23 protein-coding genes and 2 pseudogenes are annotated in these 25,830 nt (G+C 69.2%); 11 read left to right on the top strand and 14 right to left on the bottom strand.

The features are described 5' to 3' along the window. Positions 1 to 30 precede the first annotated feature (30 nt). From ACIHCQ_RS11645 to ACIHCQ_RS11610, 8 genes and pseudogenes are all read left to right on the top strand, one after another. On the top strand, positions 31 to 438 hold the full coding sequence (locus tag ACIHCQ_RS11645) for a DUF742 domain-containing protein (protein ID WP_399660639.1): 408 nt from the start codon (positions 31 to 33) through the stop codon (positions 436 to 438). Then, positions 419 to 1,000 carry a GTP-binding protein gene (locus ACIHCQ_RS11640; RefSeq protein ID WP_399660636.1) on the top strand — a complete coding sequence of 194 codons (582 nt, stop codon included), beginning with the start codon at positions 419 to 421 and terminating at the stop codon, positions 998 to 1,000. The genes ACIHCQ_RS11645 and ACIHCQ_RS11640 overlap by 20 nt, the downstream gene beginning before the upstream one ends. Before the next feature lie 337 nt (positions 1,001 to 1,337). Then, on the top strand, positions 1,338 to 4,616 hold the full coding sequence (locus tag ACIHCQ_RS11635; protein ID WP_399660633.1) for a nitrate- and nitrite sensing domain-containing protein: 3,279 nt from the start codon (positions 1,338 to 1,340) through the stop codon (positions 4,614 to 4,616). A gap of 10 nt (positions 4,617 to 4,626) precedes the next feature. After that, complete coding sequence (locus tag ACIHCQ_RS11630; protein WP_018551717.1) at positions 4,627 to 5,040, top strand: roadblock/LC7 domain-containing protein; 414 nt, start codon at positions 4,627 to 4,629, stop codon at positions 5,038 to 5,040. A 102-nt stretch (positions 5,041 to 5,142) separates the two neighbouring features. Then, positions 5,143 to 5,766: a DUF742 domain-containing protein gene (locus tag ACIHCQ_RS11625; RefSeq protein ID WP_399660630.1), complete on the top strand. Its 624-nt coding sequence runs from the start codon at positions 5,143 to 5,145 to the stop codon at positions 5,764 to 5,766. Next, the gene (locus ACIHCQ_RS11620) at positions 5,747 to 6,328 is read left to right on the top strand and encodes an ATP/GTP-binding protein (protein ID WP_050791473.1); all 582 of its coding nucleotides are present in this window, start codon (positions 5,747 to 5,749) and stop codon (positions 6,326 to 6,328) included. Before ACIHCQ_RS11625 ends, ACIHCQ_RS11620 begins: the two co-directional genes overlap by 20 nt. A gap of 156 nt (positions 6,329 to 6,484) precedes the next feature. Beyond that, entirely contained in the window at positions 6,485 to 6,913 is a 429-nt protein-coding gene (locus ACIHCQ_RS11615) for a hypothetical protein (protein WP_399660626.1), read from the top strand. 55 nt (positions 6,914 to 6,968) lie between these two features. Next, positions 6,969 to 7,452, top strand: a pseudogene (locus ACIHCQ_RS11610) (response regulator transcription factor); the annotation flags it as partial. A gap of 452 nt (positions 7,453 to 7,904) precedes the next feature. Here ACIHCQ_RS11610 and ACIHCQ_RS11605 read toward each other — a convergent pair. The 3 genes from ACIHCQ_RS11605 to ACIHCQ_RS11595 form a co-directional block, all read right to left on the bottom strand. Then, a complete protein-coding gene (locus tag ACIHCQ_RS11605) occupies positions 7,905 to 8,114 on the bottom strand; it encodes an acyl-CoA carboxylase subunit epsilon (RefSeq protein WP_399660623.1) in 210 nt (69 codons plus the stop codon). Positions 8,115 to 8,198: 84 nt separating this feature from the next. Beyond that, positions 8,199 to 9,782, bottom strand: a complete 1,584-nt coding sequence (locus tag ACIHCQ_RS11600; protein WP_399660620.1) for an acyl-CoA carboxylase subunit beta — start codon at positions 9,780 to 9,782, stop codon at positions 8,199 to 8,201. 155 nt (positions 9,783 to 9,937) lie between these two features. Further along, positions 9,938 to 12,301 carry a polysaccharide lyase 8 family protein gene (locus ACIHCQ_RS11595; protein ID WP_399660617.1) on the bottom strand — a complete coding sequence of 788 codons (2,364 nt, stop codon included), beginning with the start codon at positions 12,299 to 12,301 and terminating at the stop codon, positions 9,938 to 9,940. A gap of 337 nt (positions 12,302 to 12,638) precedes the next feature. Here ACIHCQ_RS11595 and ACIHCQ_RS11590 point away from each other — a divergent pair, with 337 nt between their 5' ends. Then, entirely contained in the window at positions 12,639 to 13,289 is a 651-nt protein-coding gene (locus tag ACIHCQ_RS11590) for a YceI family protein (protein WP_399660614.1), read from the top strand. A 76-nt stretch (positions 13,290 to 13,365) separates the two neighbouring features. Here ACIHCQ_RS11590 and ACIHCQ_RS11585 read toward each other — a convergent pair whose 3' ends face one another. The 10 genes and pseudogenes from ACIHCQ_RS11585 to ACIHCQ_RS11540 form a co-directional block, all read right to left on the bottom strand. After that, positions 13,366 to 14,583 (bottom strand): S8 family peptidase, encoded by a 1,218-nt coding sequence (locus ACIHCQ_RS11585; RefSeq protein ID WP_399660611.1) that lies wholly within the window; start codon positions 14,581 to 14,583, stop codon positions 13,366 to 13,368. Between the two features lie 106 nt (positions 14,584 to 14,689). Further along, on the bottom strand, positions 14,690 to 16,015 hold the full coding sequence (locus ACIHCQ_RS11580) for a hypothetical protein (protein WP_399660608.1): 1,326 nt from the start codon (positions 16,013 to 16,015) through the stop codon (positions 14,690 to 14,692). Positions 16,016 to 16,279: 264 nt separating this feature from the next. Next, positions 16,280 to 17,893: a citramalate synthase gene (gene cimA / locus ACIHCQ_RS11575; RefSeq protein ID WP_399660606.1), complete on the bottom strand. Its 1,614-nt coding sequence runs from the start codon at positions 17,891 to 17,893 to the stop codon at positions 16,280 to 16,282. 275 nt (positions 17,894 to 18,168) lie between these two features. Then, on the bottom strand, positions 18,169 to 18,843 hold the full coding sequence (locus ACIHCQ_RS11570) for a TetR/AcrR family transcriptional regulator (protein WP_399660604.1): 675 nt from the start codon (positions 18,841 to 18,843) through the stop codon (positions 18,169 to 18,171). A 119-nt stretch (positions 18,844 to 18,962) separates the two neighbouring features. After that, the gene (locus ACIHCQ_RS11565; protein ID WP_399660601.1) at positions 18,963 to 20,051 is read right to left on the bottom strand and encodes a branched-chain amino acid aminotransferase; all 1,089 of its coding nucleotides are present in this window, start codon (positions 20,049 to 20,051) and stop codon (positions 18,963 to 18,965) included. 250 nt (positions 20,052 to 20,301) lie between these two features. Continuing rightward, positions 20,302 to 21,345: a 3-isopropylmalate dehydrogenase gene (locus ACIHCQ_RS11560; RefSeq protein WP_399660598.1), complete on the bottom strand. Its 1,044-nt coding sequence runs from the start codon at positions 21,343 to 21,345 to the stop codon at positions 20,302 to 20,304. A gap of 100 nt (positions 21,346 to 21,445) precedes the next feature. Then, positions 21,446 to 21,586: a hypothetical protein gene (locus ACIHCQ_RS11555; protein ID WP_399660596.1), complete on the bottom strand. Its 141-nt coding sequence runs from the start codon at positions 21,584 to 21,586 to the stop codon at positions 21,446 to 21,448. A 202-nt stretch (positions 21,587 to 21,788) separates the two neighbouring features. Further along, positions 21,789 to 22,049: pseudogene (locus ACIHCQ_RS11550) on the bottom strand (LysR substrate-binding domain-containing protein); the annotation flags it as partial. Positions 22,050 to 22,204: 155 nt separating this feature from the next. Then, a complete protein-coding gene (locus tag ACIHCQ_RS11545) occupies positions 22,205 to 22,750 on the bottom strand; it encodes a GNAT family N-acetyltransferase (RefSeq protein ID WP_399660594.1) in 546 nt (181 codons plus the stop codon). Between the two features lie 40 nt (positions 22,751 to 22,790). Beyond that, on the bottom strand, positions 22,791 to 23,357 hold the full coding sequence (locus tag ACIHCQ_RS11540) for a TetR/AcrR family transcriptional regulator (protein ID WP_399660591.1): 567 nt from the start codon (positions 23,355 to 23,357) through the stop codon (positions 22,791 to 22,793). A gap of 110 nt (positions 23,358 to 23,467) precedes the next feature. On the opposite strand from ACIHCQ_RS11540, the gene ACIHCQ_RS11535 reads away from it, so the two are divergent. Next, the gene (locus tag ACIHCQ_RS11535; protein ID WP_399660588.1) at positions 23,468 to 23,887 is read left to right on the top strand and encodes a nuclear transport factor 2 family protein; all 420 of its coding nucleotides are present in this window, start codon (positions 23,468 to 23,470) and stop codon (positions 23,885 to 23,887) included. Between the two features lie 45 nt (positions 23,888 to 23,932). Next, positions 23,933 to 24,913, top strand: coding sequence for an alpha/beta hydrolase (locus ACIHCQ_RS11530; protein ID WP_399660585.1), 981 nt, complete (start codon positions 23,933 to 23,935; stop codon positions 24,911 to 24,913). A gap of 30 nt (positions 24,914 to 24,943) precedes the next feature. Here the strand turns inward: ACIHCQ_RS11530 and ACIHCQ_RS11525 are convergent, their stop codons facing one another. Continuing rightward, the gene (locus ACIHCQ_RS11525; RefSeq protein WP_399660582.1) at positions 24,944 to 25,768 is read right to left on the bottom strand and encodes an intradiol ring-cleavage dioxygenase; all 825 of its coding nucleotides are present in this window, start codon (positions 25,766 to 25,768) and stop codon (positions 24,944 to 24,946) included. Positions 25,769 to 25,830 lie beyond the last annotated feature (62 nt).

Genomic DNA, 25,830 nt, shown 5'->3' with positions numbered 1-25,830 from the left:
CGACCACTTGCTGTCACGCCCGGAGGATTAATGACCCCGCCACCCGCCTCTCACGATCCGTACGGCGCCTCAGCCGACGCCTCGTACGGATACGAGGGCGACCAGCCGCTGGTCCGTCCGTACGCCATGACCGGCGGCCGGACCCGGCCGCGCTACCAGCTCGCCATTGAGGCACTGGTCAGCACCACGGCCGATCCGGCGCATATGTCCGGGATGCTCCCCGAGCACCAGCGAATCTGCCACCTGTGCCGCGAGGTCAAGTCGGTGGCTGAGGTGTCGGCACTGCTGTCGATGCCCCTGGGTGTGGCGCGAATTCTCGTGGCCGACCTGGCGGAGGCGGGCATGGTGGCGATCCATCAGCCGGGTAACGGCGAGGCCGGCGGCACGCCGGATGTGACACTGCTCGAAAGGGTGCTCAGTGGACTTCGGAAGCTCTAGTGGCGGTGCGGCCCGATCGACCACCAGCGCGAAGATCGTGGTGGCGGGCGGTTTCGGCGTGGGCAAGACCACGTTCGTCGGGGCCGTCTCGGAGATCAACCCGCTGCGTACCGAGGCCGTGATGACGTCCGCGTCCGCGGGCATCGACGACCTCACTCATACCGGAGACAAGACGACGACAACCGTCGCCATGGACTTCGGCCGTATCACCCTGGATCAGGATCTGATCCTCTACCTGTTCGGCACCCCCGGACAGGACCGCTTCTGGTTCATGTGGGACGACCTGGTCCGCGGCGCCATCGGCGCCGTCGTCCTGGTCGACACCCGCAGGCTGGCCGACTGTTTCCCCGCGGTCGACTACTTCGAGAACAGCGGGCTGCCCTTCGTCATCGCCCTCAACGGCTTCGAGGGGCACCAGCCGTACACACCGGAGGAAGTGCGCGAGGCGCTCCAGATCGGCCCGGACGCGCCGATCATCACCACCGACGCCCGCCACCGCGCGGACGCCAAGAGCGCGCTGATCACGCTCGTCGAACACGCTCTGATGGCCCGTCTAAAGTAGACGCCCGGATACGGAAGTTGTCGTAGTTATGCGTGGGCGGACTGTGTCCTTTGACACGGTCCGCTCCCGCGTTCATAACGTTTCGACAGAGAAATAGCAGCTCGCGCACACTCGTTGCATACGACCGGTACCGCTGCGCTCACCTTTACCTAGCCTTTTGGCGGGGCTCGCTCTCTATGCCCGTTTTATCTGAGGTGTACGCCACTCGGAATGGCTGATTCCAAGTGTTTGGAATGGACCCACTCCCCGTGCTGGAATTCGATGAACTCCCACGTAGTACGGCTCTGAACGAAACACGGCACATCGTAGGTGCCTGCGCCGAGAGGTTGTTGGTCGAGTGAGGCGAAGCATGACGAGCTCCGCACAGCAGCAGGCGCGGGGTAACTTCACGCCGCCGACGCGCACAGCGGCGTCGCCCGCGAACACGCCAAGTCCACCCCCGCCCCCGGCCGCCGGCAGCAGCAGCCGGCTGGCCCCCCGCAACTGGCGGGTCCCCACCCGGCTGAACGCCATCCTTCTCATACCCGCTCTCGTCGGTCTGGTGATGGGCGGTTTTCAGGTCAAGTCGTCCATCGACACCTGGAGCGAGGCGCAGGACGCCGAGAAAATCGCCGGGATCGTACGTTCCGCCTCGGAGTACTCCACAGCCCTGCTGAACGAGCGTGACCTCACCGCCCAGCCGATACTGGAGGGCAAGAGGACCGACCCGGTGGTAGTGCAGGCGCGCGCCACCACCGACCAGACGGCCGCCGCCTTCCGCGAAGCTGTCAAGGACATGCCCAAGGGATACGGCCTGGAGCGCCGTCTGCAACTGGTCAATGCCGCGGAACCTGGCTTGAAACAACTGCGCCAGCTGGCGTACACCACCTCGCAGGACCCGACGAAGACCGAAGAGGGCTACGTCAAGATCGAGCACCTGCTGCTGGAATTCTCCAACGAACTCGGTCTCGGCACAGGCAACGTCACCAGCTACGGCCGTACAGTGTACGCTATTTCGTTGGCCAAGGGAGCGGAATCGCTGCAGCGCTCCATCGGCATGCATCTGCTGGTCAAGCCCAGCGCCGACGCGAACACGTACACCCGGCAGGTCACCGCCTTCACCTCGTACGCCTATCTGGAGGGCATCGCCCTCCAGGAGTACGTCTCGGGTGGCACGGAAGCGGACGCCGCCCAGCTCACAGCGGTCATGAAGGCCAAACAGGAGGAGGGCGCGAAGCAGGTCGCCGAGGCGAAGCAAAAGGCGGCGACCGCGGGCCAGCCCTTTGTCGCCCCGCCGCCCATGGCCACGATGCTTCAGGCCATCGTCTCCAGCAAGGATGCCGACCAGCTGGCACGGCAGGGCATCACCCCGGCGACGTGGATGGCGACCGCCACCGCCAAGTTCGACGGATACACCGAGGTCGAGACCGACCTCGTCAACAAGGCCGTGGCCGAGGCCGCCGCGATATCCGATGACGCCAAGCAGGACGCCATCATCAACGGCGCCATCGTCCTGCTCGCCCTGCTGACCGCGTTCATCCTGGCCGGGCTGATGGCGGGCCAGATGAGCCGCGCGATGCGCCAGCTGCGCACGGCCGCCTTCTCCATCGCCGAGCAGCGGCTGCCGATGCTGGTCGACCAGCTCTCGCGTACGGAGCCGGGCCGCGTCGACACCCGGGTCCAGCCGATCCCCATCAACACCCGCGACGAGATCGGCGAGGTCGCCCGCGCCTTCGACCAGGTCCACCGCGAGGCCGTCCGGCTCGCCTCCGAGCAGGCCATGCTCCGGGGCAACGTCAACGCGATCTTCACCAACCTCTCGCGCCGCAACCAGTCGCTGATCGAGGGCCAGCTGACCCTCATCACGGACCTGGAGAACAACGAGGCCGACCCGGACCAGCTGGAGAACCTCTTCAGGCTGGACCACCTGGCGACCCGTATGCGCCGCAACGGCGAGAACCTCCTCGTCCTCGCGGGTGAGGAGCCCGGCCGCCGCTGGAACCAGCCGGTACCGCTGGTCGACGTCCTGCGCGCCGCGTCGTCCGAGGTGGAGTCGTACGAGCGCATCGAGCTGTCCGGCGTCCCGGAGACGGAGATCCACGGCCAGGCCGTGACCGACCTCGTGCACCTGCTGGCGGAGCTGCTGGAGAACGCCACGATGTTCTCCTCGCCGCAGACCAAGGTCCGGGTGACCGCGACCCGGCTGCCCGACGGCCGGGTCATGATCGAGATCCACGACAAGGGCATCGGCCTGACCGCCGAGGACTTCGCCGACATCAACCACAAGCTGGCCAACCCGCCGACGGTGGACGCCGCGGTCTCGCAGCGCATGGGCCTGTTCGTGGTCGGCCGGCTGGCCGACCGGCACGGTGTACGCGTCCAGCTGCGCCCCTCGGGCGAGCAGGCGGGCACCACTTCGCTGGTCATGCTGCCCGACGCCATCACCCACGGTGGCGGTGGCGGGGCGCTGCCCGAGGACGACTTCACGCTCTCGCAGATCATGCCGGAGCCGGAGGCGGTGTACGAGCCTCCGCCGCTGCCGGGCCCCACGATGCGGACCGCCGCGGAACTGGGCTTCGACGACTCCCGCTACGAGACCCCCTCGGAGCCCGCTCCGCAGCTCGACCCGGTGGGCCGTTCGCTGCTGCGCAAGGAGCGCCGTGCCGCGCTGGAGGCCCAGGCGACAGCGGGCGACCAGGGCGTGCAGGCCGCGCAGGGGTTCGCCCCCGCCCCGGAACAGCAGGCGTACGCCCCTGCCCCTGAGTACGGCCAGGACTACACGCAGCAGCAGTACGTTCCGGAGCAGCAGCCCCAGCAGCAGGCGTACGAGGGCTTCGAGATGCCCACCGGCTATGCCGAGCCGCAGGAGCAGCACGAGCAGCAGCAGGAGCACCAGCCCCAGCAGCAGCACCCGCAAGCCCCGTATGCGGAAGCCAACTACAACGAGCTGCAGCCCCCGGAGCCGCAGTACGACGGCCAGTTCGCCCCCCAGCCCCACCAGGCAGAGTGGCCGGACCAGAACGCCTACCAGGGTGGCTACCAGCCCGAGTATCAGCCCGAATCGGAATCTGCGCCGAGCGTTCCCGGAGACGTCCCCGAAAGCGTAGGCTTCGAACGTCCGGGCCCGTCCCCGAGCAGCAGCCACGAGCTGACCAACGCCGGTCTGCCGCGGCGCGGCTCCACCCAGCAGCCGCAGCAACCGCAGTCACCGCAGTCACCGCAGCCGGAGTCCCCGCAGCAGTGGCAGCTCCCCGCCGAGCCGGCCCAGCCGGAAGGCGTCAGCAGCAACGGCAACAGCAGTAGCAATAGCAGCAGCAATGGGAATGGGAACAGCGCGGGCCCCGAGGACTGGCGCTCGACCAACGACGATCGCTGGCAGCGGGCGGAGAAGCTCCGTGAGCCGAAGGCGGGCGGGGTCACCCCGTCCGGGCTTCCGCGGCGGGTGCCCAAGGCCAATCTCGTCGAGGGCAAGGCGGAACAGACCCCGCAGGAGGGCCCCCAGGTCTCCCGCGCCCCGGAGGACGTGCGTGGCAGGTTGAGCAACCTGCGGCGCGGCGTCCAGCAGGGACGCAACGCGGGGACGGACACGAACGGACTGGGCTTCGGCCCGGGCAGTACCTACAACCAGGAGCGTTAGTGTGAGCCCGATGAGCCAGGCGGCGCAGAATCTGAACTGGTTGATCACCAATTTCGTGGACAACACCCCAGGGGTGTCCCACACAGTGGTGGTCTCCGCAGACGGACTCTTGCTGGCGATGTCCGAAGGATTTCCCCGCGACCGCGCCGATCAGCTGGCGGCCGTGGCATCCGGACTGACCTCGCTGACCGCCGGGGCATCCCGGATCTTCGAAGGCGGCGCGGTCAACCAGACAGTGGTGGAGATGGAGCGCGGCTTCCTCTTCATCATGTCTGTCTCCGACGGGTCCTCACTGGCCGTGCTCGCCCACCCCGATGCCGATATCGGCCTCGTGGGCTACGAGATGGCACTGCTCGTCGACCGCGCGGGCAGTGTGCTCACGCCGGATCTGCGAGCGGAGCTGCAAGGCAGTCTTCTCAACTGACAGGCTGACAGTGCGTTTCACGCCACCGCATCATAGGGTGCGGTGGCGCGGCTCTACAGGGACAGGAACCGGCGACGGCGACCGGCAGGCGGAGGAGGAAAAGTGGCAACACCCCCGGGCGGACGCCCGTATGACGGTTATGACAGTGCCCACCAGACGCCGGGTGAGCACTCTCAGAACCGTTTCAACTTTCCTTCTACGCCGACCGGACAGGGCGGACAGCAGCCCTACCAGCAGCCGCAGACGGCTCAGTCGCCGTACAACCCGAACGCGCCGTACAACCCGAACAGCCAGAACAACCAGTACGGCGGGTATGGCCAGCCGCAGCAGCCGCGCATCCAGCCGGCGGCAGCGCGGCGGGCGCGGCAGCAGGCCGCTCCCGCGGCGCACAACCCGCTGGTGCGCCCGTACGCCATGACCGGCGGCCGGACCCGGCCGCGCTACCAGCTCGCCATCGAGGCGCTGGTCAGTACCACGGCCGATCCTTCACGGCTGCAAGGGCAGTTGCCCGAGCACCAGCGGATCTGCCGGCTCTGCTTCGAGATCAAGTCGGTCGCCGAGATCTCGGCACTGCTCTCCATTCCTCTCGGCGTTGCCCGGATCCTCGTAGCCGACTTGGCGGAGGCGGGACTTGTCGCCATCCACCAACCCGCCGGCGACGAGGCCGGCGGCACGCCAGACGTGACACTGCTCGAAAGGGTGCTCAGTGGACTTCGCAAGCTCTAGTGGCGGTGCGGCCCGCTCAACCACCAGCGCAAAGATCGTGGTGGCGGGCGGCTTCGGCGTGGGCAAGACCACGTTCGTCGGCGCCGTCTCGGAGATCAACCCGCTGCGTACCGAGGCCGTGATGACGTCCGCATCCGCGGGCATCGACGACCTCACCCACACCGGAGACAAGACCACCACCACAGTGGCCATGGACTTCGGCCGTATCACCCTGGACCAGGACCTGATCCTGTACCTGTTCGGCACCCCCGGACAGGACCGCTTCTGGTTCATGTGGGACGACCTGGTCCGCGGCGCCATCGGCGCCGTCGTCCTGGTCGACACCCGCAGGCTGGCCGACTGTTTCCCCGCGGTCGACTACTTCGAGAACAGCGGGCTGCCCTTCGTCATCGCCCTCAACGGCTTCGACGGGCACCAGCCGTACAACCCCGAAGAGGTACGCGAGGCGCTCCAGATCGGCCCCGACACCCCGATCATCACCACCGACGCCCGCCACCGCGCGGACGCCAAGAGCGCGCTGATCACGCTCGTCGAACACGCCCTGATGGCCCGCCTGCGGTAGCACCCGCCCCACCCTCACGCGGCCCCCCGGAAGCCCTCGCACTCCTGACGGAGCGCGGGGGCTTCTGAGGTTTTTCCAAGGTCCTTGAGGAGTTGATCTGAAGGTCCGCACTGGAACGTGTCCTTCGTCCTTGCAGCACAGCGAAAGGAACACGGGATGAAGTACACGAAGCGCACAGCGGCAGTGGTGGCGGTCCTCGCCGCCGTCGGCGCGTTGGCCGGATCGGCATCCGCGTCCGCGACGTCGGACTCGGCCTCCAGTACGGCCTCCAGTACGGCGTTGAGTACGGCGTCGAGCGCGTCCGGCGACAAGTGCCCGAAGCCGGGCGACGGGGCGACCGTCACGACCACCAAGGTCGACGGCGACAAGATCACCACCCACACCACGGGTGCCCAGGCGGGCGAACTGGAGACCACCACCAAGGTCGAGGGTAAGAAGATCACCACCTTCACGGGTTCCAAAGGCGAGGTCCCGCCGCCGCTGCCGAAGGCCGAAAAGAATCACACCAAGCAGCCCTCCAAGGGCGTCAGTTGCGTGATCGACGGAGATTCGGGCCGTCCGGGCCTCCAGCAGAAGTCCGGCTGAGCAAGAGGTTCCTCGCTCTCATCGGACTCTCACGACCCGCACATAGTCTGCGGACATGTCACTGCGTGTGCTGGTGGTCGATGACGACGAGGCGGTGAGGAGCTCACTGGCACGAGCCCTGGGCCGGGACGGCTACGAGGTGGCGAAGGCGGCCGACGGCGCCGAAGCCCTGGGGCAGCTGGCGCTGACCCGCCAGGATGTGGTGATCCTGGACATCCTCATGCCCGCGCCCAACGGCCTGAAAGTGCCGCCGGCTGCGGGCCCGCGGCGACCGTACGCCGATCCTCATGCTCACCGCCCGCGACCTGGTCGACGACCGGGTCGCGGGCCTGGACGCGGGGGCCGACGACTATCTGGTCAAGCCGTTCGCGCTGGACGAGCTGCGGGCCCGCCTGCGCGCCCTGCTGCGCCGCAGCGGAGCCGACCAGGAGGTGCTGGGCTTCGCGGGTCTGGAGCTGGACACCGCCGCCTGCCGGGCGCGGCGCGGCGGGCGTCCGCTGGATCTGACCCGGACCGAGTACGCCCTGCTGGAACTGTTCCTGCGCAACCCGGGACGCGTGCTGAGCCGCACCCTGATCTTCGACCTCACCCTGCCGGCGCTCGGGCCCGTGTCGGGGGCGCTGCCCCCGAACCCTCCCCCTACGCCTCAATCGCCGGCGGGGCTTGATTTGCCCCCGGGCCCTTGTCGGGGCTCCGCCCCGAACCCCGCGCCTCAAATGCCGGCGAGGCTGGAAAATCCAGCCCGGCCGGCGATTGAGGAGCTGGGGGTCCCCCCATGCCCGCCAGGGCGTAGGGGGCGGGTCTGGGGGCAGCGCCCCCAGTTACGGGATGGGGGTACTCCCCCTACGCCAGCGCGGCGTGGGAGGTGCCCCCACCCACGCCGCGCTGGGGGTCCCCCCACGCCCTCAGGGCGTAGGGGGAGTAGGGGGAGGGCGGGGTGGGGAACAGGCCCGCCGCAGGCGCATCCCGCACCCCGCAACACACCCCCGCCTCAGCCCTGCCAGCTGTGCGCCGTCCGAAAGCCCGACTGCCGCTCCAGCCGGCGCCAGCCCGCCGTGGAGCGCCCCCTCCGCGTCGGCGCCGCATCCGGCTGCGCCGACGCGCGCACCATCAGCACCGCCGTAATCGCGGCCAGCTCCTCCGCGTCCGCGTCGCCCTTTTCGACGCGCAGCAGCGAGGACAGCGAGGTCACAGAGTTCACCGAAGGATTCACCGAAGAAGGGGAGGAGTGCTCGGCAGGAGAAGAAGTGCTCATCGTTGTCGTGTCTCCGGTTTCTCCGCAGCGTTACTGCGGGGGGTTTCCGTGCTTGCGGGAGGGCAGATCCGCGTGCTTGTTGCGGAGCATCGCGAGCGATGCGATCAGCACCCCGCGCGTCTCCGCCGGGTCGATCACATCGTCGACCAGGCCGCGCTCCGCCGCGTAGTACGGGTGCATCAGCTCGGCCTTGTACTCCTTGACCATGCGGACACGCATCGCCTCGGGGTCCTCGGCCTCCGCGATCTGCCTGCGGAAGATGACGTTGGCGGCACCTTCGGCGCCCATCACCGCGATCTCGTTGGTGGGCCAGGCATAGGTGAGGTCCGCACCGATGGACTGCGAGTCCATGACGATGTACGCACCTCCGTACGCCTTGCGCAGGATCAGCGAGATCCTCGGCACGGTGGCGTTGCAGTACGCGTACAGCAGCTTCGCGCCGTGCCGGATGATCCCACCGTGCTCCTGGTCGACACCGGGCAGGAACCCGGGCACATCCAGAAGAGTGATGATCGGAATATTAAAAGCGTCGCACATCTGCACAAAACGCGCGGCTTTTTCGCTCGCCTCGATGTCCAGGACACCGGCCAGGGACTGCGGCTGGTTGGCGACGATGCCCACCACCTGTCCGTCCAGCCGCGCCAGGGCGCAGATGATGTTGCGGGCCCAGCGCTCGTGGATCTCCAGGTAGTCGCCTTCGTCGACGAGCTCCTCGATGACCTTGTGCATGTCGTACGGGCGGTTCCCGTCCGCCGGCACCAGGTCGAGCAGCATGTCGGAGCGGCGGTCGGCCGGGTCCTCGGCGTGGACGGTGGGCGGGTTCTCGCGGTTGTTGGAGGGGAGCATCGCCAGCAGGTAGCGGACCTCCGCGATGCAGGTCTCCTCGTCGTCGTACGCGAAGTGCGCGACGCCCGAGGTCTCCGCGTGCACATCCGCGCCGCCGAGCCCGTTCTGGCTGATTTCCTCACCCGTCACGGCCTTGACGACATCGGGCCCGGTGATGAACATCTGCGAGGTCTCGCGGACCATGAAGACGAAGTCCGTCAGCGCCGGCGAGTAAGCGGCCCCACCGGCACACGGGCCGAGCATCACACTGATCTGCGGGATCACCCCAGAGGCTCGCGTATTGCGCTGGAAGATCCCGCCATACCCGGCAAGCGCGCTGACGCCCTCCTGGATACGCGCACCGGCGCCGTCGTTCAGCGACACCAGCGGCGCGCCCGCCGAGATCGCCATATCCATGATCTTGTGGATCTTCGTGGCATGCGCCTCGCCCAGCGCGCCGCCGAAGATCCGGAAGTCGTGCGCGTAGACGAAGACCGTCCGGCCCTCGACGGTCCCCCAGCCAGTGATCACGCCATCCGTGTACGGCTTCTTGGCCTCAAGGCCGAACCCGGTCGCCCGGTGCCGCCGCAACTGCTCGACCTCGCGGAAGGACCCCTCGTCCACCAGCAGCTCAATGCGCTCGCGTGCGGTCAGCTTGCCCTTCGCGTGCTGCGCCTGGGTCGCACGGTCGCTGGGCCCGCGCAGGGCCTCCTCGCGCAGGGCATGCAGCTCGGCGACGCGCCCGCGCGCGTCGTTCGGCTCGCCGGTGGTCTCGTCCAAAACGGTCATGCATTGAACCCTACGGACCGGAGCGCGAAAACCCTGCCGTCAACTCCTCACAGTCTCCGGGTCGATCTCCTGTCGGCCTCACACAGAACCCTCCCGCGTCGCAGCCTTAGTACCAGCTCACAGCACCAAAGCTTTGTAGAGAGTCAACAAGCCATTCAGCTGAGAGCCACCTCACACCGGTGCGTGGCCCCAGCGGTCCCGCCTGCGATCCGCAGCCGCAGCGAACGCCCCGTGGCAAGCACCTCGACCGACGCGTCCTTGCTGGTCACCCGGCGCACGGGGTGGTGCCAGGTGATCTCCAGCGGCACCCCGGTACGCGGCGGCTCGCTGATATGCAGCGAGGCGGTGCGCCAATTGCTCTGTACGAGGGCACTGGCCGGGGCCGTTGCAGTGAGCGGCCCCACCGTACCGGCCTGCCAGAAGTTCGCCGCGGTCAGTCCCAGCGAGCGGACGGCCACCGCCTGGCACGCCCCGGTATTGGCGAGGATCCGCAGCCAGTGCTCGTCCATGGCGCGGGCGGTCACGGCGCGGCGGCCCGCGCCCGGCAGCAGCAGATACGCGTACGAGGCGTCCGCCGGGTCGGTGCCGTGGTCGAGCCAGAGGGTCTGGTAGCGGCGGGTGGCCCGATCGGTGGTGCCGGAGGTGTTGATGTCGTTCCACGCGCCGGTACGGTCCTCGCGCAGGGTGCGGAGCGCGCGCGTACCGCCGCCGGGGAAGATCCAGCCGCCGTGGCCCTCCAGATGGGCCCAGCGCGGCCGGGGCCGGTTCTCGACGGTGAAAGCGTTCGTCCCGTCCGCGCCGAGACTGCGGTTGTCGACAATGGTCTCGACGGGGACGCCGTCGCTCGCCGAAATGCCCGCGCCGAGGCAGATGACCGTGTCCGCGACGCAGAACCAGGACTTACGCGCCTGGAGCGTGGAGCCGAGGCCCAGCAGATGCTGGCCGACCGCCGCGTACTCTCCGTCGCTCGCGCCGCCCACCCACTGCGCGGCCGGCTTGGGCTCGCCCCATTCGCCGCCCGCCCGTTCGGGCAGTCGCTTCGTGGACACAGTGGTCCCGGGCAGCCGGTAGAGGTCGACGGTCGGCCAGAACCAGTCTGTGTACTGATCCGAGCGCCGTCCCGCCCACCAATAGAGCATTCCGGCACCCGTGTGCCAGCCGCGCGGATTCTCGCCGTTGCCGCATTCGTAATACGCGATCCGCTCCGACGCCATCGAGATGTTCGCGGCCCACCCCGGCCCCCGGTGCACGGCCCGGTCCATCGAGGCGAAGAGCTGATGCCCGACCGGCTCGGGCGCGGCGGCCACGGGCATGGCGGCGACCGCGTGCAGCCGGGACAGGTCAGCGACCCCGAACTGACGGCTGGTGAGGATCGGGGTGACCGTGTCCCGCTCGATCCAGCCCTTGATCCGTGCATGCCACCGCTCCCGCTCCGCGGCGGACGCCCCGCCCGCGAGCAGCGCGATCGCCGCGATCAGCGCCTGCCCGTGGAAGTGGTCGCTGCGCATGACTCTGCGCTCGTCGTGTCTGAGGAAGCCCCGGCTGACGGCGCGGCCGTTGACGCTGTCCATCATCAGCCCGTCGTAGATCAGGGGCGCGTACGCGTGCTCGACGCTGTCCAGGATGATCTGCCGGTTCGGGTCGGTGACGGCCCAGGCCGAGCCCGCGAGGAGCGCGAAGAGACGGCCGAGGCCGTCGAGCATGACCTGTCCGTACGTCCCGGAGTAGGCGACCCAGGTGTGCTGGACGAACGAGCCGTCGGCGTAGAGGCCGTCGCCCCTGGTGACGTACGGGAAGACGGGCGAGAGCGCGTCGCGCGCCAGCGCGAGCTTGGCGGGGGCCCGGCCCAGCAGGCCGCGCAGGACGACGGAGCGGCAGAGGTCGACGCGGTTGGCGCCAGTGGAAGTGCCGGTGTAGTCGCCGAGCATCGTGTCGGGGATGAAGTGGTCGACGGCGGCGAAGGCCTGGGCGCGCTGCGTCTCGCTGAGCCGGTCGTACAGGACGGCGACGATGTCCATGAGCAGGCGCGGACTGCCGATCTGCCAGTCCCACCAGTTGCCGTAGCGGGTGGTCGAGGGGTTGTAGATCCTCGCGGCGACGTGGTCGAGGCCCAGGAGGATGTCGGCCAGCAGCCCCGCGTCGCCGGTGAGGCCGGTGCCCTGCTGGGCGTACGCCTGGGTCATGGTCCACAGGCGGTAGTAGCTCTGGGTGATGCCGGAGGGCGGATCAAAGGGGTAGTTGGGCCACAGGGACGTATCGGCGGGGGCCATGGACCCGCGGAATACGGCGGCCAGGGTTCCGGTCTCGGCGAGGCTGGAGGCGTACGGCTCGGCGGCCGGGTCGTAGCCGGTGCCGAGGCTGATCTCGACCCAGCGGAGCCGCAGCGCCTCGAACTCGTCCGCCACCACCACCGCCGCCGCCGCCGAGGGAGCGTGGGAGGCGGCGGCGAGTACGAGCGCACCGGCCCCCGTCGCCGAGGCGAGGAACGTACGGCGGGACCACGCGGACGGCAGCTGCACGGGAGCCTCCGGAAACGGAAGTGGTGTAGACCGGTTGCCCGTTGGTCTAGCACGCGCCGTCCCTGCCATCAACGCTCCTGCCTTCAATGGCACGTACGGGTGCCCAGCCGGCATGGGGGAACGGCCGGGCACCCGTACGTGGGCTCAGGTGGGGCAAGGAGATGGTGCCCGAGATCTACGCGCGTCCGCCAGAGGGCCTCGGGGACGTCGTGGGCAATCCCTGGAAACATCTGAAGTATTTGTTGAAGGTCGAAATAGATAGAGCTACGGTCAATGTTGTTGAGGTTTAAAGAACCACCGATCCTTTTCAGCCCGCTCCGACCCCGAGGACCCAGCCATGGCTCTTTTCAACCGCAGGCCCACCAACGACTCGGCCGCCACGACCCCCGCCGCCACCGTCACCTCGATCTCCCGGTCGGCGCCCGTGGACCCGGCGCTGGCCGCACTGACCGGCGACTACACCCTTGACCCGGCCCACACCAGCATCGGCTTCACAGTCCGCCACGCCATGGTCACCAACGTCCGTGGCTCCTTCACCGACTTCCAGGGCACCCTGCACCTGGACGGCTCCGACCCCGCCCAGTCCACGGCCGAGCTCGACATCCAGATCGCGAGCGTCGACACCGGTATGGCCGACCGCGACGGCCACCTGCGCAGCGCCGACTTCTTCGACGCCGAGAAGTTCCCGAAGATGACGTTCCGCTCGACGCGGGCGGAGCAGCTCGGTGGCGAGGACTACCGCATCACCGGCGACCTCACCATCAAGGACGTCACGCGCCCGGTCACCATCGACCTGGAGTTCAACGGCTCCGCGACGGACGTGTACGGGAACGAGCGCGTCGGCTTCGAGGGCAGCGCCCAGATCCTGCGCTCCGACTGGGGCCTGACCTGGAACGCGGCGCTGGAGACCGGTGGCGTGATGCTCAGCGACAAGGTCAAGCTGATCTTCGACATCTCCGCGATCAGGGCCGCAGCCTCGGCAGCCTGACCATCCCGCACTCACGAGCGTGCTCACGAGCGTGCCCGCCCTGCCGTCCCCACGGCATGGGCGGGCGCTCGTCGGCTCAGCTTCCGCCCGTGTAGAGGAGCTGGTCGGGCGACCCCTCACCCAGGCCGGACAGCGCCTTCTTGGTCGACGACTCGCCGAGCCAGGTGGCGACCTCGGCCGGTGTCGCGGTCGCCATGCTCGCCCGGCGGAGCAGAGCAATTCCCGTGACGTGCGGAGTGGCCATGGAGGTGCCGTTCAGGGCCACGCTGCCGCCGCCCATCTTGGCGGAGACGATGGAGGCGCCCGGCGCGTACAGCGACAGGCAGGGCCCGAAGTTGGAGAAGTCGCTCTCCTGGTCGGATCGGGTGGACGCGCCGACGGTGACCGCGCGGTCCGCCGACGCCGGGGAGACCGAGCACGCGTCCGACGACTCGTTGCCTGCGGCGACGACCGGCAGGACGCCGGCAGCCGCGACCGCGTTGGCGGCGTCGTTCACGGCGGTGGACTTGGGGCCGCCGAGCGAGCCGTTGAGTACGGCGGGCTGCCTGGCGTGGGCGGACACCCAGTCGAGTCCGGCGAGGATGCTCGACCAGGTCCCCGTGCCCTCACAGTCGAGGACCCGCACGCTCACCAGATTGGCCTCGCGCGCCACGCCGTACGTCTTGCCGCCGACCGTGCCCGCGACATGTGTGCCGTGCCCGTGGCAGTCCTGGCCGCGCTGCCCGTCGCCGATGGCGTCGAAGCCGTACGTGGCCCGCCCCTCGAACTCGCTGTGGGAGTACTCGATGCCGGTATCGAGGATGTACGCGGTGGCTCCCCGCCCGGTCCCGTTCACCGTGAACTCGGCGTCGAGCGGCAGACCGCGCTGATCGATCCGGTCAAGACCCCAGGAGGCGGACGGTACGTGCTTGCCGCTGGCGGCGGGCGTGGGCTTCACGGCGGAGACCTGGGCGTCCTCCTCGACGGAGGCGACTCCCGGGAGGGCCCGTACGGCCTTGAGCTTGGCCGGGCTGAGCGCGGCGGCGAAGCCGCGCAGCGCCGACTTGTACGAGTACAGCGGCTTCACGCCGAGCCCGGTCGTCATCTCTTCCGCGTTGGCGCTCGTTTCGAGCGTCACGATGTAGCGACCGGACAGGGCCTTCGCGGACTTGTAGAGGGGTGCGGGAGTACGGGTCTCGGCGGTCTCGGCGGAGCCGGGACCGCCGTCGGCGGAAGCGGACAGGGGGCCCGCGGTCACCACGACGGCGGTGAGCGCGGCAGCGGCGAAGGCTCTGAGCCTCGTTCTTTTTGACATGAAGCAGAGATAAGCAAAACGGACAATCGCGATCAATTACCAACCGTAGCGATTTGCCACTTTCGGTGAGAGATTCGATATCCGCCCCTGTGGACCGCGCACAGCGCTAGAAGCCGCCGCCGAAGTCCCCGCCGCCGCCCCAGTCGCCACCGCTTCCGAAGTCGGAGGAGTTGAAGTCGGCGCCCGAGTACTCGCCGCCGGTGAACTCCCCGCCGCCGTACTCGGAGCCGTAAGCCGGGGTGGAGAGCATGCTGCCGAGCATCGTGCCCATGAGCAGACCCGGCAGGATCCCGCCACCGAAGTAGCCGCCCGCCCAGGGGCCGTACACCGGTCCTGCCTCCCAGTACGGGCGGCGGCCGTAGTCGGTCTCGACCGTACGGGCCATCGGGTCCTCGCCCTCCTCCAGGCGCGCCGCGTCGGCCGCGCAGACGGGGACGTCGCGGGTGGCTCCACCGGGCGGAGACCACAAGACGTCGGTGACCGAGGGTCCGTGGCGCGGGTCGAAGAAGCAGGGCGAGCGCCGCTCGGGCACCGGTTGGCCCGTACGGCGGGCGTCCAGGACCGCGAGCGAGTACCTGCCGTCCTCCAGCGCCTGGGTCACCCCGCGTACGTCGCTGGGGTGTTCGGCGGCCCCCATCAGGGATTTCGCCTTGTCGTACGAGTCGAGCGCGCGCTCATAATCGGCGCGCATCACGTCGTCCGCGCCCTTCTCGGAGGGGTGGAAGTCGAGCCGGTCCAGCTCCTCGCCGTAGGCGGTGATGTCCTCGTCCACAACCACCCGCAGCCGATCGAGCGCTGCTCGCTCCGCCTCGGCCTTTTGGCGGCGGTTGCGGCGGGTGACGGCGTACACGCCCACACCACCGGCGGCGGCGACCGCGCCGAGCGTGATCAGGGCGCCGGCGTCGGCATCCGGACCGGGGCCGCCGGTGTCCCAGGAGGCGGGGGCGCTGCCGCGAATCTGGGGCAGTGCCTGGTCCACGAAGTTGTCGAGCTGGGTGGCCGCGTCGACGCCCGCCGGCGTCTTGACCGCCGTGACCAGGTTGTCGACCGCGTTGTCGCTCATGACGCTGCTGTCCGCGCCCGCGTTGAAGCCGTCGCCGAGGCGGATGGCGTAGAGGCCGGTAATCCCGGTCTGGGCGCGGATGTTCTGCAGAACGGTGTTTTCGGGGAACTCGGAGCCGGTGGGCAGCACCGCGACGAAGAGCGGCTTGTCGGCGTCCTCGATCTTGTCGGCGAGCGCATTCGCCTCGCTCGGCGAGAGCTGCGTGGAGGCGCGCGGGTCGACGTAGACCGGGCCGTCCTCGAACGCTTCGGCCACGGTCTCGGGTCCGGTGGCGGCGGGGGCTCCGGCCGTGGGTGCGGCCGCGCCGACGGCGGTCGCCGAGAGGGCGAGGAGCAGACCGGACAGTGCGGTGAGCAGCCTGGTCTTCATACTTTGACGCTACCCGAATGAGGCATTTTCGGACACGTTCGGGGAGCGAATTTCGGCCAGCGTTCGGGGTACGGCGTGGGCCCTTGTCGGGGGCCCTGCCCCCGAACCCCGCCCCCTACGCCCTGGCGGGCGTGGGGGGACCCCCAGCGCCTCAATCGCCAGCGGGGCTCAGGTTGCCGGTGGCCCGGCAATTCAAGCCCGTCCGGCGATTGAGGACCGGGGGTCTGGGGGCGGAGCCCCCAGTTAAGGCCCGCCGCAGGCGAGCTACTCCGCCGGCTCAACCCCCGCCCGCAGCAACCCATACGTATACGCGTCCTCCAGCGCCTGCCACGACGCCGCGATCACGTTCTCCGCCACCCCCACCGTCGCCCACTCCCCGCCCCCGTCGCTCGTCGTGACAAGCACCCGCGTCGTGGACTCCGTCCCATGACGACCCTCCAGGATGCGGACCTTGTAGTCCACCAGCTCCAGCTTCGCGAGCTGCGGATAGATCTTCTCCAACCCCACCCGCAGCGCCCGGTCCAGCGCGTTGACCGGCCCGTTCCCCTCCGCCGTCGCGACGATGCGCTCGCCCTTCGCCCACAGCTTCACCGTCGCCTCATTCGCGTGCGTACCGTCCGGCCGGTCCTCGACGATCGCCCGCCACGACTCCGTACGGAAGTAGGAACGGGCCCTGCCCTCCACCTCCTCACGCAGCAGCAGCTCGAAGGACGCGTCGGCCGCCTCGTACGTGTAGCCCCGGAGCTCGCGTTCCTTGACCCGTTCGACCACGCGGCCGACGAGCTCGCGGTCGTCTCCGAGCTCAACGCCGAGCTCCTTGCCCTTGAGCTCGATGGACGCGCGTCCGGCCATGTCGGAGACGAGCATCCGCATGGTGTTGCCGACCCGCTCGGGGTCGATGTGCTGGTACAGATCCGGGTCGACCTTGATCGCGGAGGCGTGCAGTCCGGCCTTGTGGGCGAACGCCGAGACGCCGACGTACGGCTGGTGGGTGGAGGGGCTGAGGTTGACGACCTCGGCGATGGCGTGCGAGATCCGGGTCATCTCGGCGAGCGCGCCCTCAGGGAGGACCTTCTTGCCGTACTTGAGCTCCAGCGCGGCCACGACCGGGAAGAGGTTCGCGTTGCCGACCCGCTCGCCGTAGCCGTTCGCGGTGCACTGCACATGGGTCGCGCCCGCGTCCACGGCGGCCAGGGTGTTGGCGACGGCGCAGCCGGTGTCGTCCTGCGCGTGGATGCCCAGGCGGGCGCCGGTGTCCGCGAGGACGGTGGAGACGACGGCCTGGATCTGCGCGGGCAGCATGCCGCCGTTGGTGTCACAGAGGATGACCACGTCCGCGCCCGCCTCGGCCGCCGTACGGACGACGGACTTGGCGTACTCGGGGTTGGCGCGGTAACCGTCGAAGAAGTGCTCACAGTCCACGAACACCCGGCGGCCCTGCTCGCACAGGTGCGAGACGGTGTCGCGGACCATCTCCAGGTTCTCTTCCAGCGTGGTGCGCAGCGCCAGTTCCACATGCCGGTCGTGCGATTTCGCGACCAGGGTGATCACCGGGGCACCCGACTCAAGAAGCCCCCTGACCTGCGGGTCCTCGGAGGCCTTGGCGCCCGGGCGGCGGGTGGCGCCGAAGGCGACGAGCTGGGCGTTGCGGAAGGTGATCTCCTGCTGGGCGCGGGCGAAGAACTCCGTGTCCCGCGGGTTCGCGCCGGGCCAGCCGCCCTCGATGAACCCCACGCCGAATTCGTCCAGGTGGCGGGCGATGGTCAGTTTGTCCGCGACGGTGAGGTTGATGCCCTCGCGCTGCGCGCCGTCGCGCAGCGTCGTGTCGAAGACATGGAAGCCGTCGTCGGTCTCCGTGTCCGTGGCGTGTGTGGTCATGGCGGTGTTGACTCCTGTCGGATGAGTGGCTCCGGAATTACTGGCTCCACTTGCCCCCATCATCGCGCGGTTCGCCCGGCCGGGGTGGGGCCGGAAAACGAAAAAACCCCTCGCGGGTGCGAGAGGTTTACGCGCGGGTCTGGGGCACGGTGGTCACGTCGTCACTGGTGGGACGAGGCGATCACTGAGGACCGGCGCGCTTGCTGCCCATAATCATGGCGAACGTAAGCACGCCGGCAGTCTGCCACAGGGGTCCGGCGCGCGGGAGCGGGGTCTCACGATGCGAGCGGGCCCTTGTCGGGGGCGCTGCCCCCGAACCCCAGCTCCTCCAACACCGACGGGACCGGGTTCAGGAGCGAGTCGTCCAGGAACTCCCTTACGTGGGCAATCGCTTGAGTACGTCCGGTGCCCGGGAGGCCGACCGCCACAGGGACGCTGAAACCATCCAGCAGCGCCCGCAACCGCGCCGCGAACCGGTCGGCGTCCACCAGCCGGAACTCCCCGCGCGAGATCCCGTCGGCGAGCAGCGCCACCAGATCCTGGTGCCAGGCGTCCTCGATGGCCGCCTGGCGGGCGAGCGCATCGGCGTCCGCGCTCTGCGAGCGGTTGACGACTTCGAGCCAGAGCGCCCACTGCGGATCGCCGGGCCCCTCGGGGACGTACAGGGCTACGTACAAGTCGAGCCGCTCGGCGGCGGGCGCCTGCTGGGAAAGTAAGGATCCGCGCTCAACGCCGAGACGGCCCTCGTTCCATTCGAGGGTCCGCAGGAGCAGTTCGTCCTTGGTGCGGAAGTAGTAGAGGAGATGCCCGCTGCTCATTCCGACCTCGCGGCCGAGCCCGGCCATGGTCAGCCCGTCCAGGCCGTGCCCCGCGATGGTGGCCATGGCGGCGGCGAGGACGGATTCACGGGGCGGCGCGATGTTACGGCGGCGGGGGGCGGGTGGCGTCATGCGGCAGCCGCCGCGCGGAGCGTCTCGTTCACCCCTATGTTCTATCTGATCCCCACTGGCCGGAGCGCGTCGGCCCCGACCAGTGGGCGACCAGTGGGCATCGGCAATCAGCCCCGCACTCAGCCGAGTTGGTGCATCCAGCCGTGCGGGTCCTCGGCGACGCCGGTCTGGATGTCGAGCAGCCCCTTGCGCAGCTTCATCGTCACCTCGCCCGGCTGACCGTCGCCCTGTGTCCAGTCCCCGCCCATGGACTTGACCGAGCCGACCGGGGTGATGACGGCGGCCGTGCCGCAGGCGAAGACCTCGGTGAGCGTGCCGTTCTCGGTGTCGCGCTGCCACTGGTCCGTGGAGATGCGGCCCTCCTCGGCCTCGTAACCGAGGTCCTTGGCGAGCGTGAGAAGCGAGTCACGGGTGATCCCCGCGAGCAGCGAACCCGTCAGCTCCGGGGTGACGATCCGGTCCCCATACACGAAGTACAGGTTCATGCCGCCCATTTCCTCGACCCACTTGTGCTCCAGGGCGTCGAGCCAGACGACCTGGTCGCAGCCCTTCTCGGCCGCCTCGGCCTGGGCAAGAAGGGAGGCCGCGTAGTTGCCGCCGGTCTTGGCGTCGCCCATGCCGCCGGGGACGGCGCGGACGTAGTTCTCGGAGAGCCAGACCGAGACCGGCTTCACGCCGCCGGGGAAGTACGCGCCGGCCGGGCAGGCGATGACGATGAAGAGGTACTCGTTGGCGGGCCGCACACCGAGACCGACCTCGTTCGCGATCATGAAGGGGCGCAGGTAGAGGGATTCCTCCCCGCCGTGGGCGGGGACCCATGCCTTGTCCTGCTGGACCAGCACGTCACAGGCTTCGATGAAGGTCTCGATCGGCAGCTCCGGCATGGCGAGGCGGCGGGCGGACTTCTGGAAGCGCGCGGCGTTGGCCTCGGGGCGGAAGGTGGCGACCGAGCCGTCGGGGCGGCGGTAGGCCTTCAGGCCCTCGAAGATCTCGATCGCGTAGTGCAGGGTCATGTTGGCCGGGTCGATGGCCAGCGGCGCGTACGGAACGAGCTGGGCGTCATGCCAGCCGCGACCCTCCGTCCACTTGATCGTCACCATGTGGTCGGTGAAGTGGCGGCCGAATCCGGGGTTGGCCAGGATCGCCGAGCGCTCGGCGTCGGACAACGGATGCGCGGAGGGCTTGAGCTCGATCGTGGGCGTCGTCATGAATGCTTGTCCTTCACCGGTTGATAGTGACGGACCGCGCTCACGCCGCTGCTGTAAGTGCTAGGACGTCCGAGCTTTCCCGCTTGCCGCGGCCCGCGTTCGTATTATCGCTCGCGGGCGCTGCGGAAGAAACGGGCAGAAGACGGGGTGAGTGCGGTCCAGGATTGATGGTGACACCCGGAGACCGCACAGGAAAAGCCGCAGCCGCCGGGCGCTTGTGCGACCCGGCGGCTGTATGAAAGCGGCAGGGTCAGTTCGCTACTCGTACCGCGAGCACGTCGCCGATCTCGTCGGTCGTACGAGGGGTGGCGCCGTCGCGCTCCGCGAGGTCGGCGGAGACGGCCTTCTCGACGCGCACGGCCTCGGCCTCGAAGCCGAGGTGGCGCAGCAGGAGGGCGACGGAGAGGATCGCCGCCGTCGGGTCGGCCTTGCCCGTGCCCGCGATGTCGGGCGCGGAGCCGTGGACGGGCTCGAACATCGACGGGAAGGTCCCCGTCGGGTTGATGTTGCCGGACGCGGCCAGGCCGATGCCGCCGGTCACGGCAGCGGCGAGGTCGGTGAGGATGTCACCGAAGAGGTTGTCGGTGACGATGACGTCGAAGCGCTCGGGCTGGGTGACGAAGAAGATCGTCGCGGCGTCGACGTGCAGATAGTCCGTGGTGACCTCGGGGTACTCCTGGCCGACCCGGTCGAAGATGTTCTTCCAGAGGTGGCCCGCGTAGACGAGGACGTTGGTCTTGTGGACCAGCGTCAGCTTCTTGCGGGGGCGGGCGTTGGCCCGCTCGTACGCGTCACGGACGACGCGCTCGACGCCGTACGCCGTGTTGACGCTGACCTCGGTGGCGACCTCGGCTGGGGTGCCGGTGCGCAGGGAGCCGCCGTTGCCGGTGTACGGGCCCTCGGTGCCCTCGCGGACGACCACGAAGTCGATGTCGGGGCGGCCCGCCAGCGGGGTGGCCGTGTTGGGGAACAGCTTCGACGGACGCAGGTTGACGTAGTGGTCGAAGACGAAGCGCAGCTTCAGCAGCAGCCCGCGCTCCAGTACGCCGGACGGCACGGAGGGGTCGCCGATGGCGCCGAGCAGGATCGCGTCGTGGTGCTTGAGGGCTTCGAGCTCCGCGTCGGGGAGGGTCTCTCCGGTGCGGTGCCAGCGCTGGGCGCCGAGGTCGTACTCCTTGGTCTCCAGCTTCACGTCCTGCGGGAGGACGGCCGTGAGGACCTTGAGAGCCTGGGCCACGACCTCCTGGCCGATGCCGTCACCGGGGATCACTGCGAGATTCAGGCTGCGAGACATATCGGCACCCTAACTCTGCGTCCCACCACATGACATGGCAGTCCAATATTTGGACGAAGGTCCCTCGCCGGTGTTGACCTCAGTGGTCAGCAATCAGTGGTCAGTGGCCTGTGGAGCCGCCGTTGTCCCTGCGGTCGAGGGCGCGCTGCAGAGCGGCGGCGGCGTTCTTGCGGTCGGACTCGCTCGTACTCGTACGGGGGACGTGGCGGACGCGGCGTGAGCGTGAGGTCGTCTCGGGCATGGTGATCGACTCCTTGAGATCCGGTGATTTCAGGGGCCGGAAGGGGCGGAGAGCGGGTGCCGCAGGGATTGCCTGCGCAGGGGCACGTGCTCACAACCGCCATTCGCTGGGTCGAGCGAGACGTTCGGCTTCTACCAAGCTAGGACAGGGTGCGTGGCCGTGTCGCCTCATTACTCGGACTTCCTACTATCTGAGACGGTGATCACCGGGAGAGGGCTCTGAGTTCCCGGATCAGGGCGCGGACGGCGACCGTGCGGGCCGGCTCAGGGGTGGTGACGTAGCCGATGGAGCGGGTCGGGCGCTCCGGTCCGAGATCGGTGATCTCGATGGCGTGCGGTGCTCCGGCGAGTGCTCCGGTGAGGAACAGCTGCGGCATCACCGCCATGCCGAAACCACTGCTCACCAACGAGAGCACCGCTCCGTCGTCCTCGGCCTGAACGGTCGCTTTCGGCAGCCACTCCTGGCCCCGCCCATTCCGGGGCGGGCGCTGCCCTGCACCGGGAGCATGGATTCGACGTACAAATCGGCGCGCTCGCCTTCTCCCCTTCTCGGCTTCTCGGCTTCCGGCCGACGCCAGGGCGCTCCGAGCTCCGGTTGGCTGCCGCTACAGCACATCCGCTACAGCACGTCCCCGTCGCGCCAGTCGAAGGCCAGCGCGGCGGGCGGCGCGGGCAGCGTCCCGCGAGCTCCGGCCCACAGGTAGGTGGAGTCCTCCTCGTCCGGAAGCCGGACGGCGCCCTGGGGGCCGTGCGCCTCGATGCGGCCCGCCCACAGCAGCCAGCCGCGGGCCCGGTAGAGGGCCGCGCCGTCAGCGGACGCGGAGAGCGCACCGAAGTGGTACGCCCGGTCGATCACCCGCTCCAGCTCGGCCATCACCAGGCCGCCGAGCCCCTGCCTGCGACGGTCGGCGCGCACCGCCAGCGCCTCGACATAGCCGACGCGGTACGAACGGCCCTGGTGCTCCACCCGCCGCATGATCACACTGCCGTGCGCGGCGAGTCCCTTCTCGTCACGCGCCAGGGCGTGGATGCCGCCGAGCGCGTGATCCCAGTCCTCGTCGCCGAAGTCGCCCTCGAAGGCGTCGTCCAGCAGGGCGCGGACTTCGGCCAGTTCGGCAGCGGAGAGCTGGGAGGTGTGGGCAGTGCGCGGAGGCGGCTGGTTCATACGAGTCACTCTCGCAGGGCCTTCTTGCGCCCGACCAGGGTCAGACCTCGCGGGAGGCGGCCAACAGCACGCGGGCGGCTTCCCCTGCCTGGCGTGCCGGTTCGGGGGTGCAGAAGATCGCGGCCGTAGTGATGGCCCCCTCGACGAGGAGCGCGAGGTGCCCGGCCAGCACGGCGGGCAGACCCGCGGCGGCGACCAGGCCGGTCAGATAGCGCTGGAAGGCCTCTTTGTGCGCGCGGGCCGCCGCGGCGACGGCCGGTGAGGTGGCGCCGAGTTCGCCGTAGGCGTTGATGAAGGCGCAGCCCCGGTAGTCCGGCTCGCTGAACCACTCGTGCAGCCAGTCGAAGACCGTCAGGACCCGGTCCCCGGGCTCGGCCGCCGGCGCGGCGTCGACGTACTCCGCCAGCCGGCACAGCAGACGGGCGTCGCGGCGGCGCAGATACGCCTCGATCAGGTCGTTCTTGGACGGATAGAGCTGGTAGAGCCGCTTGAGGGAGACACCGGAGGCGGTGCGGACCGCGTCCATGCCGACCGTCTGCACGCCGCGGCGGTAGTAGAGCTCTTCGGCCGCTTCGAGGACCCGTTCCTTCGCCGTTGCCGCGTCCACAGCCGGGCGTCCTTCCTTACCGCGCTTGCGCGAGAACCATCGTTCTCCTACAGTAGCGCACAACGTGGAGAACGATCGTTCTCTTCGTCGGCGTCGCAGAGGAGACTCCTATGACCGAGGCCCGCCCGCCCGTCCCGCCGTTCACCACCGAGACCGCGCAGCGCAAGGTCCAGCTCGCCGAGGACGCCTGGAACACCCGCGACCCCGAGAAGGTCGCCCTCGCCTATACCAAGGACTCCGAATGGCGCAATCGGGACGTGTTCCTCAAGGGCCGTGAGGAGATCGTCGAGTTCCTCACCGGCAAGTGGGAGCGCGAGCTCGGCTACCGGCTCCGCAAGGAGCTGTGGGCCTGCGACGGCAACAGGATCGCCGTACGTTTCGAGTACGAGTACCACGACGCCGACGGGCAGTGGTTCCGCGCCTACGGCAACGAGAACTGGGAGTTCGCCGCCAACGGTCTGATGCGCAAGCGCTACGCCAGCATCAATGACCTCCCGATCCGGCCCGACGAACGCCGCATCGCCGTCTGACCCTGCCCCCTGATCTCCAAGCCGCCCTGTCCAAAGGAGTACGTCATGGCCAGCACCGCCGCCCGCGTCCAGCCCGTCCAGCCCGTCCTGGAACCAGCCGCCGCCGCCTTCGCCGAGGCCACCGCCAACCCCCCGTACCTCTTCGACCTCGGCCCCGCCGAGGGCCGCAGGACCGTCGACGAGGTCCAGTCCGGCGAGATGGCCAAGCCCGATGCCGACGAGGAGTGGATCACCGTTCCCGGCGGTCCCACCGGATCGATCCGCGCCCGCATCGTCAAACCCACCGGCGCCACCGGGCCCCTTCCCGTGGTCCTCTACCTCCACGGCGCCGGATGGGTCTTCGGCAACGCCCACACCCACGACCGCCTGGTGCGCGAACTCGCTGTCGGCACGGGCGCGGCCGTCGTCTTCCCCGAGTACGACCTCTCGCCGGAGGCCCGCTACCCCGTCGCCATCGAGCAGGGCTACACCGTCGCCCAGTGGGTCGTCACCCAGGGCGCGGACAAGGGCCTGGACGGTACGCGTCTCGCCGTCGCCGGAGACTCCGTCGGCGGCAACATGGCCGCCGCCCTCACCCTCATGGCCAAGGAGCGCGGCGACGTGTCCTTCGCGGGGCAGGTCCTCTTCTACCCGGTCACCGACGCGAACTTCGACACCGGTTCCTACGAGCAGTTCGCCACCGGCTACTTCCTGCGCCGCGACGCCATGCAGTGGTTCTGGGACCAGTACACGACGGACGATAAACAGCGCGCCGAGATCACCGCCTCCCCGCTGCGCGCCACTGCGGAACAGCTCACCGGGCTGCCCCCGGCCCTGGTCATCACCGCCGAGGCCGATGTCCTGCGCGACGAGGGCGAGGCGTACGCGAACAAGCTCCGCGAAGCCGGCGTCGCCGTTACCGCCGTCCGCTACCAGGGCATCATCCACGACTTCGTCATGCTCAACGCCCTTCGCGGCACGCACGCCGCCGAGGCGGCCATCGCCCAAGCCGTCGCGGTCCTCCGCGGCACCCTCCGCGCCTCCTGAACCCGCCCTCCTGCCCGCTTCCTGAACCCGTCAGACCGCCACTTGGAGGGTCGCGGTGTAACCCTGATCGACGCTGCCCGTCATCGTCGCCATCTGCTGGTCCGAGCCGTCGCTGAAGATGTTGTCGGAGTCCAGGGAGACCTCACCCAGGGTCCGCACGCTGCTGCTGTAGCCGTCGGTCGCGTACGCCGCGTCGCAGACGTCCTCCGGCAGGGCGAGCTGCGAGGTGGTGGTGATGGACTCGGCGGCGGTGGCGTCGTCCAGGCTGCCGTACACCTCGAAGTGGATGTGCGGCCAGCGGCCCGTATAACAGGCGGGGAAGATGGACTTGAAGGTCACCTGCCCCTTGGCGTCGGCCTCCTGGACGCCGCGCAGGTAATTCTCCTCGGTGACGCCGTCGGAGTAGAGGGAGTAGTTGCCGTCCCGGTCGCAGTGCCACAGATAGACGGCCGCGCCGGGCTTGGGGGTGCCACAGCCGGAAGCCGCGTCGACGACCGTGAGGGTGATCGTCAGCGGTATGCCCTCGGCCTTGCCTGAGGCCGTTCCGAAGCTCGAAGTGATGTCGCTGCGCACCACGCCGCTCTCCTTGAGGACGTTGACGCCGTTCGAGCCGTCGCCGGGGAAGGGGCCCGCCGTCTCGGTCGGGATCGTCTCGCAGCTCGCGCCCACGGCGGCGGAAGAGGAGGCCGGAGAAGAGGCCGAGGAGGTGGCGGCGGACGCGCCGGAGTCGTCGTTGGTGCAGCCCACCAGCGGGACCAGGCTCGCGCCCGCCAGCATGCGGATCATCCCGCGGCGGCCGAGCGTGGGGAGGTCGAAGCAGAGACCTCTGTCGTGGTCGTGGAGTTCTTCGCTCATGGGATGCCTGCCTTGTCTTCATTCTGTGCGACGGATGAGGCCGACGGTAGGAAACCGGCCTG

The sequence above is a fragment of the Streptomyces sp. NPDC052236 genome, assembly GCF_044548015.1.
Classification (GTDB): Bacteria; Actinomycetota; Actinomycetes; order Streptomycetales; family Streptomycetaceae; genus Streptomyces.
Note: the sequence above shows the minus strand (reverse complement) of the source record. Positions and strands in the feature narration are given on the sequence as shown.

Bases quoted from the DNA above. Each gene is read 5' to 3' on its own strand.
- ACIHCQ_RS11645 (WP_399660639.1), top strand. From the start codon at position 31: ATGACCCCGCCACCCGCCTCTCACGATCCGTACGGCGCCTCAGCCGAC.
- ACIHCQ_RS11630 (WP_018551717.1), top strand. From the start codon at position 4,627: ATGAGCCAGGCGGCGCAGAATCTGAACTGGTTGATCACCAATTTCGTG.
- ACIHCQ_RS11615 (WP_399660626.1), top strand. From the start codon at position 6,485: ATGAAGTACACGAAGCGCACAGCGGCAGTGGTGGCGGTCCTCGCCGCC.
- ACIHCQ_RS11600 (WP_399660620.1), bottom strand. From the start codon at position 9,782: ATGACCGTTTTGGACGAGACCACCGGCGAGCCGAACGACGCGCGCGGG.
- ACIHCQ_RS11590 (WP_399660614.1), top strand. From the start codon at position 12,639: ATGGCTCTTTTCAACCGCAGGCCCACCAACGACTCGGCCGCCACGACC.
- ACIHCQ_RS11585 (WP_399660611.1), bottom strand. From the start codon at position 14,583: ATGTCAAAAAGAACGAGGCTCAGAGCCTTCGCCGCTGCCGCGCTCACC.
- ACIHCQ_RS11580 (WP_399660608.1), bottom strand. From the start codon at position 16,015: ATGAAGACCAGGCTGCTCACCGCACTGTCCGGTCTGCTCCTCGCCCTC.
- cimA (WP_399660606.1), bottom strand. From the start codon at position 17,893: ATGACCACACACGCCACGGACACGGAGACCGACGACGGCTTCCATGTC.
- ACIHCQ_RS11570 (WP_399660604.1), bottom strand. From the start codon at position 18,843: ATGACGCCACCCGCCCCCCGCCGCCGTAACATCGCGCCGCCCCGTGAA.
- ACIHCQ_RS11565 (WP_399660601.1), bottom strand. From the start codon at position 20,051: ATGACGACGCCCACGATCGAGCTCAAGCCCTCCGCGCATCCGTTGTCC.
- ACIHCQ_RS11560 (WP_399660598.1), bottom strand. From the start codon at position 21,345: ATGTCTCGCAGCCTGAATCTCGCAGTGATCCCCGGTGACGGCATCGGC.
- ACIHCQ_RS11555 (WP_399660596.1), bottom strand. From the start codon at position 21,586: ATGCCCGAGACGACCTCACGCTCACGCCGCGTCCGCCACGTCCCCCGT.
- ACIHCQ_RS11545 (WP_399660594.1), bottom strand. From the start codon at position 22,750: ATGAACCAGCCGCCTCCGCGCACTGCCCACACCTCCCAGCTCTCCGCT.
- ACIHCQ_RS11535 (WP_399660588.1), top strand. From the start codon at position 23,468: ATGACCGAGGCCCGCCCGCCCGTCCCGCCGTTCACCACCGAGACCGCG.
- ACIHCQ_RS11530 (WP_399660585.1), top strand. From the start codon at position 23,933: ATGGCCAGCACCGCCGCCCGCGTCCAGCCCGTCCAGCCCGTCCTGGAA.
- ACIHCQ_RS11525 (WP_399660582.1), bottom strand. From the start codon at position 25,768: ATGAGCGAAGAACTCCACGACCACGACAGAGGTCTCTGCTTCGACCTC.